Origin of the sequence: Burkholderia sp. Ax-1720, assembly GCF_011753035.1 — a bacterium.
Taxonomy (GTDB): Bacteria; Pseudomonadota; Gammaproteobacteria; order Burkholderiales; family Burkholderiaceae; genus Burkholderia; species Burkholderia gladioli.
In genome coordinates, this window is record NZ_VWWK01000172.1 from 1 (window position 1) to 14,608 (window position 14,608).

14 protein-coding genes are annotated in these 14,608 nt (G+C 69.7%); 7 read left to right on the forward strand and 7 right to left on the reverse strand.

The window, feature by feature from the left end; all coding sequences use genetic code 11:
* The 4 genes from F3J18_RS30230 to F3J18_RS30245 form a co-directional block, all read right to left on the reverse strand.
* The coding region (locus tag F3J18_RS30230; protein WP_345892534.1) for a condensation domain-containing protein at positions 1 to 1,451 on the reverse strand (1,451 nt) is incomplete at its 3' end.
* Between the two features lie 115 nt (positions 1,452 to 1,566).
* On the reverse strand, positions 1,567 to 2,556 hold the full coding sequence (locus F3J18_RS30235; RefSeq protein WP_240156458.1) for a TauD/TfdA family dioxygenase: 990 nt from the start codon (positions 2,554 to 2,556) through the stop codon (positions 1,567 to 1,569).
* Complete coding sequence (locus tag F3J18_RS30240; RefSeq protein ID WP_240154752.1) at positions 2,553 to 3,362, reverse strand: alpha/beta fold hydrolase; 810 nt, start codon at positions 3,360 to 3,362, stop codon at positions 2,553 to 2,555. Before F3J18_RS30240 ends, F3J18_RS30235 begins: the two co-directional genes overlap by 4 nt.
* 12 nt (positions 3,363 to 3,374) lie before the next feature.
* On the reverse strand, positions 3,375 to 3,599 hold the full coding sequence (locus tag F3J18_RS30245; protein WP_013690465.1) for an MbtH family NRPS accessory protein: 225 nt from the start codon (positions 3,597 to 3,599) through the stop codon (positions 3,375 to 3,377).
* 531 nt (positions 3,600 to 4,130) lie between these two features.
* Here F3J18_RS30245 and F3J18_RS30250 point away from each other — a divergent pair.
* Genes F3J18_RS30250 through F3J18_RS30260 form a run of 3 tightly spaced genes read left to right on the forward strand, consistent with a single transcriptional unit; the run spans position 4,131 to position 5,997 of the window.
* Positions 4,131 to 4,964 carry a hypothetical protein gene (locus tag F3J18_RS30250; RefSeq protein ID WP_166915818.1) on the forward strand — a complete coding sequence of 278 codons (834 nt, stop codon included), beginning with the start codon at positions 4,131 to 4,133 and terminating at the stop codon, positions 4,962 to 4,964.
* 17 nt (positions 4,965 to 4,981) lie between these two features.
* On the forward strand, positions 4,982 to 5,245 hold the full coding sequence (locus tag F3J18_RS30255; RefSeq protein ID WP_166915819.1) for a hypothetical protein: 264 nt from the start codon (positions 4,982 to 4,984) through the stop codon (positions 5,243 to 5,245).
* Entirely contained in the window at positions 5,242 to 5,997 is a 756-nt protein-coding gene (locus tag F3J18_RS30260) for a hypothetical protein (RefSeq protein WP_166915820.1), read from the forward strand. Before F3J18_RS30255 ends, F3J18_RS30260 begins: the two co-directional genes overlap by 4 nt.
* Before the next feature lie 84 nt (positions 5,998 to 6,081).
* Here the strand turns inward: F3J18_RS30260 and F3J18_RS30265 are convergent, their stop codons facing one another.
* Positions 6,082 to 8,241 (reverse strand): TonB-dependent siderophore receptor, encoded by a 2,160-nt coding sequence (locus F3J18_RS30265; protein ID WP_166915821.1) that lies wholly within the window; start codon positions 8,239 to 8,241, stop codon positions 6,082 to 6,084.
* 355 nt (positions 8,242 to 8,596) lie between these two features.
* Here F3J18_RS30265 and F3J18_RS30270 point away from each other — a divergent pair, with 355 nt between their 5' ends.
* Positions 8,597 to 10,183 (forward strand): methyl-accepting chemotaxis protein, encoded by a 1,587-nt coding sequence (locus F3J18_RS30270; RefSeq protein WP_166915822.1) that lies wholly within the window; start codon positions 8,597 to 8,599, stop codon positions 10,181 to 10,183.
* Positions 10,184 to 10,261: 78 nt separating this feature from the next.
* Here F3J18_RS30270 and cynR read toward each other — a convergent pair whose 3' ends face one another.
* Positions 10,262 to 11,197, reverse strand: coding sequence for a transcriptional regulator CynR (cynR, locus tag F3J18_RS30275; protein WP_025100268.1), 936 nt, complete (start codon positions 11,195 to 11,197; stop codon positions 10,262 to 10,264).
* Between the two features lie 120 nt (positions 11,198 to 11,317).
* Between cynR and F3J18_RS30280 the strand changes: the two genes are divergently transcribed.
* Together F3J18_RS30280 and cynS are read left to right on the forward strand one after the other, a co-directional pair.
* The gene (locus F3J18_RS30280; RefSeq protein WP_025100267.1) at positions 11,318 to 11,977 is read left to right on the forward strand and encodes a carbonic anhydrase; all 660 of its coding nucleotides are present in this window, start codon (positions 11,318 to 11,320) and stop codon (positions 11,975 to 11,977) included.
* A 66-nt stretch (positions 11,978 to 12,043) separates the two neighbouring features.
* Positions 12,044 to 12,514: a cyanase gene (gene cynS, locus F3J18_RS30285; RefSeq protein WP_025100266.1), complete on the forward strand. Its 471-nt coding sequence runs from the start codon at positions 12,044 to 12,046 to the stop codon at positions 12,512 to 12,514.
* 35 nt (positions 12,515 to 12,549) lie between these two features.
* Here cynS and F3J18_RS30290 read toward each other — a convergent pair whose 3' ends face one another.
* Positions 12,550 to 13,599 carry an aliphatic sulfonate ABC transporter substrate-binding protein gene (locus F3J18_RS30290; protein WP_166915823.1) on the reverse strand — a complete coding sequence of 350 codons (1,050 nt, stop codon included), beginning with the start codon at positions 13,597 to 13,599 and terminating at the stop codon, positions 12,550 to 12,552.
* Positions 13,600 to 13,889: 290 nt separating this feature from the next.
* On the opposite strand from F3J18_RS30290, the gene F3J18_RS30295 reads away from it, so the two are divergent.
* Entirely contained in the window at positions 13,890 to 14,219 is a 330-nt protein-coding gene (locus F3J18_RS30295; RefSeq protein WP_025100264.1) for a DUF4148 domain-containing protein, read from the forward strand.
* Positions 14,220 to 14,608: the final 389 nt, after the last annotated feature.

The following is a 14,608-nucleotide window of genomic DNA, read 5'->3' on the forward strand; positions in this document are numbered from 1 at the left end:
TCGAGCGGGTGGTCCGGGGCGTCGAGCACGGCCTCGAGCAGCAGCACGTAATGGTCGAGCATGGCCTCCATGGTGGCGCGCTCGAACACGTCCTCGGCATAGGTCAGCGCCACCTCGAAACCGCCGGCGCGCTCGCGGGCGTCGAGCACCAGGTCGAAACGCGCGGTCTGGGTGCCGATCTCGTGGGTCGACACCTCCAGCCCCGGCAGGCGGATCGGGCCGCCATCCTCGCCGAGGTAGTTGAACATGGCCTGGAACAGCGGCGTATGGCCGAAGCTGCGCTGCGGCTGCAGCGCGTCGACCAGCTTGGTGAACGGCAGGTCGGCATGCGCATGCGCTTCCAGCACGCGCTCGCGCACCTGCGCGAGCAGGGCCGCGAAGCTCGGCAGCCCCGCCAGCTCGGCGCGGATCACCAGCGTGTTGACGAAGAAACCGATGGTGCGCGCCACCTCGGGCCGGTCGCGGCCCGCCACCGGCACGCCGACGCGGATGTCCTGCTGGCCGCTGTAGCGCGCCAGCAGCAGCTCGTAGGCGGCCAGCAGGGTCATGAAGGGGGTCGCGTCGGCGGCCGTGGAGATACGCATCAGCGCCGCGTGCAGCTCGGGCGCGAGCACCCGCGCGATGCGCGCGCCGGCGCCGCTGCGCAGCCCGGCGCGGGTGCGTGCCTTGGGCAGCTCCAGCACCGGATGATCCTGGCCGAGCCGCTCGCGCCAGTAGTCGAGCTGGCGCGCGAGTGCCCCGTCGTCGAGCCATTCGCGCTGCCAGAGCGCGTAGTCGCCGTACTGGATCCCGGCCGTCGAGGACGGCGCCGCATTCGCGCCGTCGCCCTTGCCGCTCGCCTCGTCGAGGCAGGCGGCATAGGCCGTCGCGATCTCGCCGACGAACACGCCGATCGACAAGCCGTCCGAGACGATGTGATGAAGCGCGACATGCAGCATGTGATCGTCGGCGCCGAGCGAGACCAGCGTGACGCGCAGCAGCGGCCCGCGCTCGAGATCGAAGGGCGCGGCCGAGCGGCTGGCCAGCAGCAGGTCGAGCGCCGGGCCCTCGCCTTCGGCCGTCAGGGTTTCCCAGCCGAATTCGCCGGCCACGGTGGTCTGGTACGGGATGCCGTCGACTTCGTCGAAGCGCTGGCGCAGGCTCTCGTGCGCTTCCACCACGCGCGCCAGCGCGGCGCGCAGCGCGCCGACCTCCAGCCGGCCGCGCAGGCGCACCGCGCCCGTCACGTTGTAGGCGGCGCTGGCCGGATCGAGGCGCCACAGGAACCACAGCCGCTCCTGCGCATGCGACAGCGGGAAACGCCGCTCGGCGCCGGGGAACGGCACGATCGGCAGGCGCGCGGCGTCGATGCCGCGCTCGCGCAGGCGGCCGCGGAACACGGCGCGCTTCTCGGGCGGGAGGGCGACATAGGCCGTCGAGATCGACAGCAGATCGTTCGACACTTCGCTCACGGATTCACTCTTCAGGTTCGGTTTCGGAACGGCCGACGGCCGCCTGGCAGCTGCTGCCGGCGGCCGGGCCGAGGCGCGTCGCGCGCGGTGGCGCGCGGCGCGGGGCGGGCTCGCTTCAGCGCGTCATCGCCACCAGCACGCGGCGCTTGCCGGCGAAGGGCGCGCGGCCATGCGACATCAGCAGGTTGTCGAGCAGCAGGATGTCGCCCGCCTGCCACGGGAACGACAGCATGGTGTCGCGATAGACGGCGCGGACCTCGTCGAGGATCGCGTCGTCGATCGGCGTGCCGTCGCCGAAATAGGTATTGCGCGGCAGACGGTCGGGCTCGACCACTTCGAGCATGGCCTCGCGCACGCCTTCCGGCAGATTGGTCACGTGGAACAGGTGGGCCTGGTTGAACCAGACCGTCTCGCCGGTGGCGGGATGGACCAGCTCCGACTGGCAGACCTGGCGCGTGCGCAGTTCCTCGCCGTCGTCCAGCCATTCCCAGGCGATCCGGTTGGCCGCGCAGTAGCGCTCCACGTCGGCGCGATCCTCGGTGCCGAACACCTGCTGCCACGGCAGGTCGAGGCCGTTGCCGTAGTTGCGCACGTACATCACGCCGTGCTCGGCGAAGCGGCGGCGCAGCGCCGGGTCGAGGCGCTGGTACACCAGCCGGCTGTCGGCCACCGGCGTGGCGCCGCCCTGCTCGGCCGCGATCTCGCAATAGAAGCCGATCGAGCCGGGCCACTTGAGCGTGTAGGACTGCTCGTTGTGCTGGTCGATCCACTGGCTGGCCGGATATTCGGTCGAGGAGAACACGCCCTTGTCGACGCGGCTGCGCGGCGTCGAGCCGAATTCGTATTCGTGGATCGGTTCGCCGAAGCGGCCGGCGAAGGCCTCGAAGCCGGCCGGCCCGACCGGCGCGAAGCCGCGCACCAGCACGCCGCCGTAGCGCGTCTTCTCGCGCGCGGCCAGCTCGGCCAGCGCCTCGGCGGCGCTTTCCAGCGCGGGCGCCGGGGCCGCCTCGCCGCCGGCCCCGGCCGGGCTCAGCACCAGCACGCGCGTGCCGTTCTGTTCGAGTTCGCGGGTATCGAGCGCCAGCGCCGGGCGCGTCGTCGTCATTGCGTCCATCCTGCCTCCGTCGGCAAGGCAGCCGGCGCCGCCGGCCGCGCCAGCGCGCGGCCGAGCGATTCGGCGACGCGCTCGAGCAGGGCCGGCAGCTCGGCTTCGAGATAGAAATGGCCGCCGGCGAAGGCGTGGAAGCCGCATTCGCCGCGCGTCGTGTCGCGCCAGCGCGCGACTTTGTCGGGGTCCGCGGTGGCGCTGTCGTCGCGGCCGGTAAACACCGTCACCGGGCAGTCGAGCGGCGCGCGGCCGGCATCGGCCGGGAACGCGGCGGGATAGATGCCGCACAGATGGAAATCGGCGCGCAAGGTGGGCAGCAGCAGCTCGATGAAGTCGCGATCGCACAGCAGCGCCTCGGGCGTGCCGCCGAGCGCGCGCAGCTTGTCGACCATCTGCTCGTGCGAGCAGCCAAGCCAGTGGGTTTCGTGCTTGCGCCGCGACGGCGCGATCGAGGCGGAAGCGCCGAGCCAGACCGGCAGCTCGGCCCCGCGCTCGCGCAGCGCATGGATCAGCTCATGGGCGACCAGCGAGCCCATGCTGTGGCCGAACAAGGCGTAAGGCCGGCTGCGATCGCGGCGCGCCAGCAATTCGGCGCCCAGCACGTCGAGCAGGCTGGGCCAGTCGCTCAGCACCGGCAGCGCGCGGCGCAGGCCGTGGCCGGGCAGCTCCAGCGCGATCAGCTCGACGCCGCGCGGCAGCGCTTGCGGCCAGCGCCGGTACAACGAGGCGGCGCCGCCCGCGTGGGCGAAACAGAACAGTTGCACGGGCGGCAAGGCCGCCGGCTGGCCGGCGTGGACCGACATCGCCGACATCGATCAGTTCGCCGCGCGCTTGGCGTCGTCGTCCATCGCGCGACGCAGGCTCGCCGGGCGCATGTCGGTCCAGACCTCGTCGATCCAGGCCAGGCACTCGGCCTTCTTGCCCGACTTGCCGGCCTCGCGCCAGCCGGCGGGAATCGCCTTGTATTCCGGCCAGATCGAGTACTGTTCCTCGTCGTTCACGACCACATGAAACGTCGTATCGTCATCGCCCCAGCTCATCGCTTGCTCCGTTCGACCGGCTTGCCGGCCAGTGAAAGATTGAATAAACGAATCTCATTTACACACCTCGGTGTGACGTGGCCCATTACGTCGAGCGAATCGAGGCGGCGTCGCCGGGCCCTGGGGCCGCTGCGAAGCTTCTCGTCCCGCAAATGAGAATCATTGGCATTTGGTTGCGTACTCTGACGGTCGCGCCCCGCCTTGTCAAGTGACTTCGCGCTTTGGCGAGGGACTTTTCGCCCGCCCGGCGGCCGTTTGGCGGACTTTCATCGATTCGAAACAGAATCCTGTTCGATGCATCCCCGGCCCGATCCGGAAGCGTTCCGCGCAGATTCTTGCGTGCCGGTTGATGCTTACATTCTGCAAATGAGAACCATTTGCATTAATTTCCAAACTATCGGAACATAGCGCCACTTCAAAACAGAATCAGAGAGAGCCGAACACCATGCAGGCCGAGATCCAACCGCATGCCGTCGCGCGAGCGTTCGTCCCGAGGGCCGTGCGCGCCAAGCCGGCCCGGGAGCGGCGCGGATGAGCGCTCGCCTGCCGCCCGCCACGGCCGACGAGGGCAAGGCCGACGATGGCGCCCTGCCCGAGCGCGCCATTCAGCTCGCCGCCGATGTCACCTTCAGCGCCCATGCCCTCGCCGAGCAGCCGCCGTTCTGCGCGCAGCCGCTGCGCGACGGCGAACTGCGCCTGTGGCTGCTGCGCCCCGAATGGCAGTTGCTGTCGAAGGAGGATGCCTTCGCGCGGCTTTCGCCGTTCGAGCGCAAGCGCGCCAAGTGCTTTCCGCAGCCGGCCATCGGCAAGCGTTTCGCGGTCGGGCGCGCGGTGCTGCGCGGCATCCTCGGCGGCATGCTCGGGGTGGCGCCGCAGGCGCTGGAGCTGGCCGACCACGAAAGCGGGCGCGTCACGCTCGGCTCGCCCGCCACGGCCGAGCCGCTGGAGATCGCCGTCGCCTATGCCGGCATCTGGATCCTGATCGGCGTGAGCACGCAGCCGCTCGGCCTGGCCACCGCGTTCTCGGTCGGCGAGGCGGTCGACCGGGACGAGCAGCATCGCATCCGGCTCGCCAGCGTCGCGCATGCCGCCGGCACGCTGTCGGCGGTCGGTTACCTGTCGCAGCCGCTGGAGGAACATGCGCATCGCGTGCATACGCACGACGCCGGTAGCTGGCGCGTGCTCGACCTGCCGATGCCGGGCCGTCAATGCGTGGCCGCGCTGGCCGCGCGCGAGATGCGCGAGGTGCAGGCGAGCGGCTGGAACACGTCGGTGAAGCTGCCGCCTTCGGCGCCGGCGGTATCGAAAACGCGCGCCGCCCGTCACGCGCGCAATGTCGAGGCAGGCAGCGGGCGCGGTTTCTGAAGCGCCGTCGCGCAACCATGCGCGACGATGCGCGCTCCTGCGCGCCGCCGCGCATCCGCCACTCACGCCTTCGCCTCGACGGCGGCTTTCCATCGTTCACAAACTTACTGTCCGACGCCTGCCACGCGGGCCGCGACGACATTGCCACGCCCGGGGCGCGTCGATATATTACGCACCACGCCTCGCGCGACGACGCATCGCGCAACAGGCCCGAGGACGCGATTTCGCGGCAGGCCGGCCGCCTCGCGCCCCTTCATCCGAATCAGACGGTGGATCGATGACGTCACGCAAGAATCGCTTCCTGGTGTACCTGCTCGCCGCCCTGCTCGGCGTGATCGCGGTGCGCGTGGTGCAGCACATCCGCGGCGAGCCCGACGGCTCGACGCCGCCCGTCACGGCGAGCGGCAAGCAGGAGGACAGCGCCGAGGAGGACAACCCGTTCGCCGAGAACGTGCCGGCCCACGACGCCTACGACAGCTTCATGGAGAAGCTCGGCGACGATCCGAAGTTCAAGCTGCTGCTGGCCGGCGACAAGCAGGGCAGCGGCCGCGAGAAGGGTTTCGGCCTCGCCCAGGATGGCCTGCCGCGCCTGACCGACGCACAGCTCGAACAGCGTCTGGTGTTGATGTCGAAGGTGGTGGGCGGGATGCCCGACGGCGATTGCCAGGCCCTGTCGCGGCCCACCGTGAACACCGCCGACAAGCAGCGCATGCTCGACAACGCGATCGCGCGTTTCAACGAAGCCGACGCGACGGCCTGGTTCGATTTCTCGCTGGCCTCGGCCAAGGCCGTGCTCGACAATACGCCGATCGCGCAGCCCGATCGCGCGGCGGTGACGGTCGCCCTGCAGAAGATCGTGCAGCAGGTGCCGCAGGCGGACCGCCAGAAATTCCTCGACGCCACCAGCAAGCCGGCCACCGCCACGCCGGCCGATACCTGCTGGGCGATGCGCACGCTGTATCGCAATGCCGCCGCGCTGGGCGAGCCGGACAAGGCCGCCATCGCGCGGGGGCTGGTGGTGGCGGTGAACTGAACGCCCGCTCCACGAGGCCGGCGCGTTCGATCCGGCGCCCGCCTCGCGACCTCTCCCGCTCCCGTCCCGCCGCCTTCCCGCCGCTCAGTAATCCAGCTCCAACGAAGCCATGAACACCCGCGGCATCCCAAGATACGCCGTGTTCGCCCCCGGGCTGCCGACGATGTTCCCATCGGCCACCGACGCGTAGTAATCCTTGTTGGTCAGGTTCACGACCTGGAAGCGCAGCGTGTCGTGGTGCCCCCAGAAGCGATCCGAATACCGCAGCCCGAGGTCGAAGGTGGCATAACCGGCCGCGAACGAATTATTGGTATTGGTGGCCGCGCGGCGCGACTCGACATGCACCGCGCCGGTCAGCGCCAGCCCGTGCGCGAAGGCCGGGTGGAAGTCGGCCGCCAGATCCGCCTTCAGCTTCGGCACGCCCACCACCAGCTGGTCGTTGGTCGAGGGCACGCCGGTATCGAGCAGCTTCGCGTCGATGTAGGTCAGCCCGCCGAACACGCTCAGGCTCGGCAGCGCATCGCCCTGCGCGAACAGCTCGACGCCGGTATTGCGCTGCGAGCCGATCACCGAGAACAGGTTGTCCGCCGCGCCGGTGCTGGCCAGCGGCCGCGTCATGCGGAACGCCGCCAGCGACAGCAGCAGGCTGTCGGACACCGCGTACTTGGCGCCGATCTCGATCTGGTGATCGCGATACGGCGACATGAACTGGTTCGCGTTGGCGGTGCCGGCCGGCGCCTGCTCGCCCTCCTCCACGCTGTCGGACCAGCTCGCGTAGGTGGTCAGCGAATTCAGCGGCGTGTAGATCAGGCTCACGGTCGGGCTCAGCAGCGCATCGCGCGAATCGGCGCTGCTGGTCTTGCCGGCCGCGTTGTAGCTGCGCTGGTCGATGAACGAGGTGCCGAGCACGCCCTGCACGGCCCATTGGCGGTTCAGGTGCAGCGTGTCGCCCACCACGATGGTCTGCTCGGTCAGCGTCGCGGAACGATACTGCCCGCCGTTGCCGGGCACCGGCGGCAAGGCGAACACCGCCGGATTGGCCAGGTTCGCGCTACCCAGCGGCGTGGCGATCGAATTGCGGTACGAATACTGGCCGTTGACGAAACCATTGGTCCCCAGCGTCAGGTCGTTCTCCATGCCGAGCACGCTGAAACGGCCGTTCAGCGACAGCAGGTTGCTGGCGATCGAGAAATGCGGCACCGCGTTGAAGTTCCGCGTGACCTTGTAGTCGCCGCTGTCGTCGACCAGGTTGTTGGTGATGCCGTACAGGCCGCGCTCGGCGTTCTGGTAGAGGAAGCCGACCTCGAGGCTCCAGTCGTCGTTGAACGCGTGCCGGAGCTTGATCGAGGCGGTATTGGTGGTCAGGTCGGTGCCGGCGCCGGGCTGGCCGTAGCCGAGCCGCGTCGGGTCGACGGCGGCCGGCAGCAGCGTGCTGCGCCCGCTGTCGTAGGTGATGCTGCCGGGCAAGCCGGTGATGCGCGTCGAGTAATGGCTGAAGTCGGTCTCGACGACGGTGCGGCTGTCGAGGTGAAAATCGAAGGCGGCGCTCAGCAGGGTGCGGTTGCTGCTGCTGCCGGGCGCCCAACTGCCGCCCTCGCCATGCACCAGGTTGAAGCGATAGCCGATCGCGCCGGCCGGCCCGACGCGCCCGCCGGCATCGAGGCCCTCGGTGAATTCGCTGTCCGAATCGTAGCCCTCGGTGAAGCGCAGCAGGGGCTTGTCGGTCGGCCGCTTGGTCTGGTAGTCGAACACGCCGGCGGGCGTGGCGGGCCCGTACAACGAACCGGCCATGCCGTTGAGCACCTGCACGCTGTCCAGGTTCTCGGCGGCGATCGCGGTGGTGCCGATCACGTTGAAGCCGTTCAGGCGCGTGTTCTGCACGATGCTGCCCTGGAAGCCGCGCGACTGCGGGCGCGACACCTCGTAACCCTGCTGGTTGCGGATCTCGACCGAGGGCAGGTAGCGCAGCGTGTCGTTCACGGTACGCGCCTGCTGGTTGACGATCAGGTCCCGCGGCACCACCGTGACCGACATCGCGGTATCGCGCAGCGACACCGTGCCGAACGGCCCCAGCCGGACCTGCTCGGTGTCGTACCGCGGCACCGAGGCGAAACCGCCGAGCGGCGCCGGCGCGCTGACGCTGATCTCGGGCAAGGCGGCGGCCTCGGGCGGCGTGGACGCGGCGTAGCTGCCGGCCGAGACCGCGAACACCGCGGGCCCGATCAGCCAGTCCTTTCTTTTCATTGCGGGGGTTCCTGCGAACGGAAATGCGAAGCGTCGCATTCTTACCGCAATATTTCCGAAGATATATCGAAAAACGGAAAACACTGTCTTTCCGTTTTTCGCGCCGATCCCGCTGGGCGCGACGCGCCCTTCGTGCTCGCGATCAGCCGCGCCGCGCCCCGATTTGACAATCCTTAAACAAAAGCAAACCTTTGCGCGCGCAAACGAGCCTCGCGCACCCTGCGCCAGCCCGCTGCGCTGCCGATAAGCAAGGCCACGGACAAGGAATTCGATAGGCACCTCATCGATTCGTCCGACCCGTGCATTCCCCTGCTTCTCCCCTGCCTCTTTTCACGGCCCAGGAACGGACCATCCCATGCGTCTCAAGCATCTCTCTGCCAAGGCTTCCCTGTTGCTCACGTTCGGCGCGCTGAGCCTGGTCGTCCTGATCGTCTCGGGCTTCTCCCTGAAGGCGCTCGGCGACGCGAACCAGCGTTTCTATCGCTACGTCAACGGCATCAACGCACGCGCCGACATGGCCCGCGCGATCCGCGCCGCCGTCGACGATCGCGCGGTGGCCGTGCGCAACCTCGTGCTGGTCAGCTCGCCGGCCGACGTGGAGCTGGAAAAGGCCGCCGTGCTCGCGGCCGAGCAGCGCGTCGAAACCCATCTCGAGCAGTTCGGCCGGATGGTCGCGAACGCGCGCGACATGTCGGACGAGTCGCGCCACCAGGCCGCCGAGATCGCGCGCATCGAGGGGCTGTACCGGCCGGTCGCGCTCGACATCGACCGCCTCGCGCTGGCAGGCCAGCACGACGCCGCGGTCGCCGAGATCATCGAGAAGTGCCGGCCGCTGCTGGCCGCGCTGATCCAGGCCTCGAACGCCTATGCCGACGCCACCAGCCGCCGCTCGGCCGAGCTGATCGCCGAGGCCGAGGCGCGTTACGCGGTGGAGCGCGCGCTGCTGGTGGCGATCTGCCTGGTCGCGATCGCCATCGCGGTGGCGGCCGGCGTCTTCATCACGCGCCGCCTGCTGCGCTCGCTCGGCGCCGAGCCGGCCGAGCTGGCGAGCATCACGCAGCGCGTCGCCACCGGCGACCTGAGCCCGGTGCCGGGTGCCGGGCGGGCGCCCGCCGGCAGCGTGCTGGCCTCGATGGACGAGATGCAGCGCAGCCTGGTGACGCTGCTGGCCCAGGTGCGCGCAGCCGCCGAGAACATCGCCTCGGGCTCCGGCCAGATCGCGGCCGGCAATACCGACCTGTCCTCGCGCACCGAGCAGCAGGCCGCCTCGCTGCAGGAAACCGCCTCGAGCATGGAGCAGCTCACCGCTACCGTGAAGCAGAACGCCGACAACGCGCGCCAGGCCAATACGCTGTCGGCCAACGCCTCCGAGGTGGCCACGCGCGGCAACACGGTGGTGGGCCGCGTGGTCGAGACGATGGGCGAGATCAGCAGTAAGTCGGCGCGGATCGCCGACATCACCGGCATCATCGAGGGCATCGCCTTCCAGACCAATATTCTGGCGCTGAACGCGGCCGTCGAAGCGGCGCGCGCCGGCGACCAGGGGCGCGGCTTCGCGGTGGTGGCCGGCGAGGTGCGCAGCCTCGCGCAGCGCTCGTCGAGCGCCGCGCGCGAGATCAAGGAGCTGATCGGCGGCTCGGTGCAGCAGATCGGCGACGCGGCCCGGCTCGCCGACGAGGCCGGCGCCACCATGACGGCGGTTACCCAGGCGGTCGGCCAGGTGACGGATATCGTCGGCGAGATCGCCGCCGCCTCGGCCGAACAGAGCCGCGGCATCGAGCAGGTCAACCAGGCGATCACGCAGATGGATCAGGTCACGCAGCAGAACGCGGCGCTGGTCGAGGAAGCGGCGGCCGCCTCGACGGCGCTGGAGGACCAGGGGCGCCAGCTCAATGCCAGCATCGCGGTGTTCCGCATCGACACGGCGACGGCTCGCGCCTGAGCCCGGGCAGGCCGCCGCCGCGATCCACGAAATTCGCGCGGCTCGAGCGGTTCGAGCGACTCAAGCCGCTAACTCGATTCACTCGGCCGGCTCGGCGCCCCGGCGGCGCACCTTGCCGCCGCCATCCCGGGCCAGCTTGCCGCCCTCGGCGATCGCCATCTCGACGAAGGCCTCGGTCGCCACGCTGCGATAGGCGCCCTTGCGCAGCAGCAGCGCGGCGGTGCGCTCGGGCAGCGCCGGCTCCAGCCTGACCAGGCGCAGCCCCGGCTGCTCGCGCGCGATCGCCGCCGGCAGCAGCGTGGCCAGCGTGCCGCGCCGCACCAGCTCGATGCTCGCGCCGATCGAATCGACCTCCATCGCGATGCGCGCCGCGATGCCCTGCGCGCGCAGGTAGCGGTCGATGGTATGGCGCGTCGCGAACTCGCCATGCAGCAGCACCAGCGCCTCGTCCGCCAGCTCCCGCGCCGGCAGCGCCGTGCGCCGCCGCGCGCGCGGATGCGCCTCCCCCACCACCATCGCCAGCGTCTCGACGAACAGCGGTCGCACCTCGATCTCGGGCGACTGCGTCTGGCTGAAGGCGATGCCGAGATCGATCGCATCCTCGTTGAGCATCGCCTCCATCGCATCCTGGGTCGATTCCACCAGGTCCAGCGTGATGCCCGGATAACGCCGATGAAAACCGTCGAACAGCGGCCCCACCAGGTAGGCGGTGAAGGTCGGCGTGACCGCGATGCGCAGCGCGCCGCGGCTCAGCTCCCGCACGTCGTGGATCGCGCGCCGCCCCGCCTCGAGGTCCTGCAGCGCGCGCCGCGCATGCTGCAGATAGGCGACGCCCGCGTCGGTCAGGCCGATCGCGCGGCCCGAGCGATCGAGCAGCGGCGCGCCCAGCGCGTCCTCGAGCTGGCGGATCTGTTGCGACAGCGTCGGCTGCGAGACGTGCAGCGCCTCGGCCGCGCGCGTGAAGTTGCGGTGTTCGGCCACCGCGAGGAAATACCGGATGTGCCGCAGCAGCATGAGGGTCCCTGAACTATTGGTTTTACCAATGCCGATGATAATAAACCGGTCTTGGACGCTATGGCAGCGGCGGCGCATGCTGCGCTCATCGGTTCATCACCGGACCATGAAGGAGCGACCATGCAGGACATCATCGACGGCTTCCTGAAGTTCCAGCGCGAGGCCTTCCCGCAGCGCTCGGCGCTGTTCCGCGAGCTGGCCGGCAGCCAGCATCCCCGCACCCTGTTCATCTCCTGCTCGGACAGCCGGCTGGTGCCGGAGCTGGTCACGCAGCGCGAGCCGGGCGACCTGTTCGTGATCCGCAACGCCGGCAATATCGTGCCGTCCTACGGCCCCGAGCCTGGCGGCGTGAGTGCTTCGGTGGAATACGCGGTGGCCGCGCTGGGCGTGAGCGACGTGGTGATCTGCGGCCATTCCGATTGCGGCGCGATGACGGCGATCGCCACCTGCCGCTGCCTCGACCACATGCCGGCGGTGCGCAGCTGGTTGCGTTATGCCGATTCGGCGAAGGTGGTGAACGAGGCGCGCGAGCATGCCGACGAGCGCGCGCGCGTCGATTCGATGGTGCGCGAGAACGTGATCGCCCAGCTCGCCAACCTGCGCACGCATCCTTCGGTGCGGCTGGCGCTGGACCAGGGGCGGCTCGCCCTGCACGGCTGGGTCTACGAGATCGGCACGGGCTCGATCGAGGCGCTCGACGGCGCCACCGGCCGCTTCGTCTCGCTCGCCGAACATCCGAATGTGCGCGCCACGCCGGCGCGACTCGGCGCGGCCGCCTGAGCCACGCCCTTCCCCCTCATCGTTCATCGACGATTTCCGTCGCCTTCACCCAGAAAGGAGTCAAGCATGCCCCAGTCGCAAACCAGCCAGGCGCCGCGCCAGGCCCTCACCGACACGATCCTCGACGCGAAGATCCGCAAGGACCTGAGCTTCGAGCAGATCAACGAAGGCACCGGCCTGAGCCTGGCCTTCGTCACGGCGGCCCTGCTCGGCCAGCACGCGCTGCCCGAGGCGGCCGCGCGCGCGGTGGCCGCCAAGCTCGATCTCGACGAGCACGCGGTGCGCCAGTTGCAGACCATCCCGCTGCGCGGCAGCATCCCCGGCGGCGTGCCGACCGATCCGACCATCTATCGCTTCTACGAGATCGTGCAGATCTACGGCTCGACGCTCAAGGCGCTGGTCCACGAGCAGTTCGGCGACGGCATCATCAGCGCGATCAACTTCCGGCTCGACATCAAGAAGGTCGACGATCCCGAAGGCGGCTCGCGCGCGGTGATCACGCTGGACGGCAAGTACCTGCCGACCAAGCCGTTCTGAAGCGGCGCGGGCCGGCGCGCCCTCGCCGCGACACGTCAGGGCGCCTTGGCCTTGACGGCGGCGGAGGAGACGGAGGCGGCACCGGCCGGGCCCGGCGTCCAGATGCGGATGTCGGTGGCCTTCACGGCCACCGGGATCATGCCGGCCGCGCGATAGGTATCGGCGATGCGCTGCTGCTCGGCGAGCTGGTCGCGACGCACCGGCACGATCTCGTAGCTGCGCCGGCTGTTGGCGAGCGTGACGGTCGCCTCGGGCAGGTTGCCCCAAACGGGCGCGAGAATTTTCGCCGCCTCGTCGGGATGCGCCTTGACCCACCTGCCGGTCTGGTTCAACAACTCGAACACCGCGCGCAGCGCATCCGGGTGCCGTTCGACGAAGGCATCGGTGGCGGTATAGAAGCGGTTGTACTCGGCCAGGCCGTCGCGCCCGTCGGCGATCACGCGAACGTGGTCGTCGCGCTGCTCGGCGGCGAGGAACGGATCCCAGATCACCCAGGCATCGACATTGCCGCCGCGAAACGCGGCCAGCGCGTCGGACGCTTCCAGGTAGCGGATATCGACGTCGCCCGGCGCGAGCCCGGCACGCTTGAGCGCGGCCAGCAGCAAATAATGGCAGCCCGAGCCCTTGGCCACCGCCACGCGCTTGCCGCGCAGGTCGGCCACGCCGCGGATCGCCGAATTGGCCGGCACGATGATGGCTTGCGCCGAGGGTGCCGAGGTTTCCTCGGCGTAGTAGGTGAGCGGCGCGTGGGCCGCCTGGGTGAACAGCGCGAAGGCGTCGGCCACGTCGGCGTTGAGGTCCACGCTGCCGCTGTTCATCGCCTCCAGCAGCCCGCTGGAGAACTCGTGCCAGCGCACGTCGTAGCCGAGCGCGCCGAGCCGCCGCTCGAGTTCGCCGTTGCGCTTGAGCAGGATGAACAGCGTCGAGGAACGCTGGTAGCCGATCGACACCGTATCGCGGGCGAGCGCGGCGCTCGAATACGAGGCGACGGCGGCGCCGACGCCGAACGCCAGCAGCGAACGGCCGAGCAGGCGCAGCACGGCGCGACGCCGGCCGGCGAACGATGGCATGGACCACGACGACATGAACAGGACTCCGGAGCGGGTGAGCCGGGAACTATAGCGAAGCCGGATCGGGCCGCTAACCATCGATATCGCATATCGTTAGCAGCGCGCGTCGCCGTCCCGCGCCGTGCGCTCGGCTGGCGAGCGTCTTGCAGGGGTATCACTGCGGCTTTCGATTTGTCCTGCTACATTGCATCCATCCACCGGCCCGCGGGCCCACGGATGCGTCCGGCAGAGGCGAGCCGCGTGCCTGTCTCGCCCCTGTCGTTGCGCGTACCACCAAAACCATCAATCTTCAGGAGAAAGTCAAGATGCGTACGACCCGCAAGCTGTCTCTTGCCGCGCTGACGTTGTCCCTCTCGCTCGGTATTTCCGGTATCGCCCTGGCCCAGACCGACGCCGCCGCCCCCGGCGCCGATGCCGCCGCCGCGGCCAGCACGCCGACCAAGGCCGAGAAGCGCAAGGCCGCCCGTGCCAAGCGCAAGGCCGAACACAAGGCCGCGCGTGCCAAGAACACCGCCGAACTGAAGGATCTCGAGAAGAACGGCTACAAGCCCTCGGCCAACGATCCGAACTACCCGGACGACCTGCAGAAGGCACAGCAGCGCGCGGCGGCCGCCAAGGCCGCCTCGGGCCAGTAAGCCAGGCGGTATCCCGCCACGACAGCACCGGCTGCACGCGCCGCCGGTGCTGGTTCCCCCGCCGGACCTTCCCTTTCCTCTCTCCTCCTCCGCCGCCGACGAACGCGTCGATCGACTCAAGTCGCGATAGCCACGTGCATCGCTCTTCAGGGATGCGAAACAGGCGAATTCGCGCCGCCGTCGCGCCCTGCCGCCCGACCGGCTTCCATCAGCGCATCAAGCCTGGCCTTGCCCCGCCGCCGTGAGTCGACGCGCCGTCAACGCACGTATCGGCGCCGAGGCATGCGCCGCCGCGCCGGTCCGCGAGGCACGCGCCCCGGCGAACCCGGCGCCGCCGATCGACACCCCCGGGGAGAGCGGAAGAGCGGCGTGGAGGGAAAGAGTGGTAA

Bases quoted from the DNA above. Each gene is read 5' to 3' on its own strand.
- F3J18_RS30235 (WP_240156458.1), bottom strand. From the start codon at position 2,556: ATGACGACGACGCGCCCGGCGCTGGCGCTCGATACCCGCGAACTCGAA.
- F3J18_RS30240 (WP_240154752.1), bottom strand. From the start codon at position 3,362: ATGTCGGTCCACGCCGGCCAGCCGGCGGCCTTGCCGCCCGTGCAACTG.
- F3J18_RS30245 (WP_013690465.1), bottom strand. From the start codon at position 3,599: ATGAGCTGGGGCGATGACGATACGACGTTTCATGTGGTCGTGAACGAC.
- F3J18_RS30250 (WP_166915818.1), top strand. From the start codon at position 4,131: ATGAGCGCTCGCCTGCCGCCCGCCACGGCCGACGAGGGCAAGGCCGAC.
- F3J18_RS30255 (WP_166915819.1), top strand. From the start codon at position 4,982: ATGCGCGACGATGCGCGCTCCTGCGCGCCGCCGCGCATCCGCCACTCA.
- F3J18_RS30260 (WP_166915820.1), top strand. From the start codon at position 5,242: ATGACGTCACGCAAGAATCGCTTCCTGGTGTACCTGCTCGCCGCCCTG.
- F3J18_RS30265 (WP_166915821.1), bottom strand. From the start codon at position 8,241: ATGAAAAGAAAGGACTGGCTGATCGGGCCCGCGGTGTTCGCGGTCTCG.
- F3J18_RS30270 (WP_166915822.1), top strand. From the start codon at position 8,597: ATGCGTCTCAAGCATCTCTCTGCCAAGGCTTCCCTGTTGCTCACGTTC.
- cynR (WP_025100268.1), bottom strand. From the start codon at position 11,197: ATGCTGCTGCGGCACATCCGGTATTTCCTCGCGGTGGCCGAACACCGC.
- F3J18_RS30280 (WP_025100267.1), top strand. From the start codon at position 11,318: ATGCAGGACATCATCGACGGCTTCCTGAAGTTCCAGCGCGAGGCCTTC.
- cynS (WP_025100266.1), top strand. From the start codon at position 12,044: ATGCCCCAGTCGCAAACCAGCCAGGCGCCGCGCCAGGCCCTCACCGAC.
- F3J18_RS30290 (WP_166915823.1), bottom strand. From the start codon at position 13,599: ATGTCGTCGTGGTCCATGCCATCGTTCGCCGGCCGGCGTCGCGCCGTG.
- F3J18_RS30295 (WP_025100264.1), top strand. From the start codon at position 13,890: ATGCGTACGACCCGCAAGCTGTCTCTTGCCGCGCTGACGTTGTCCCTC.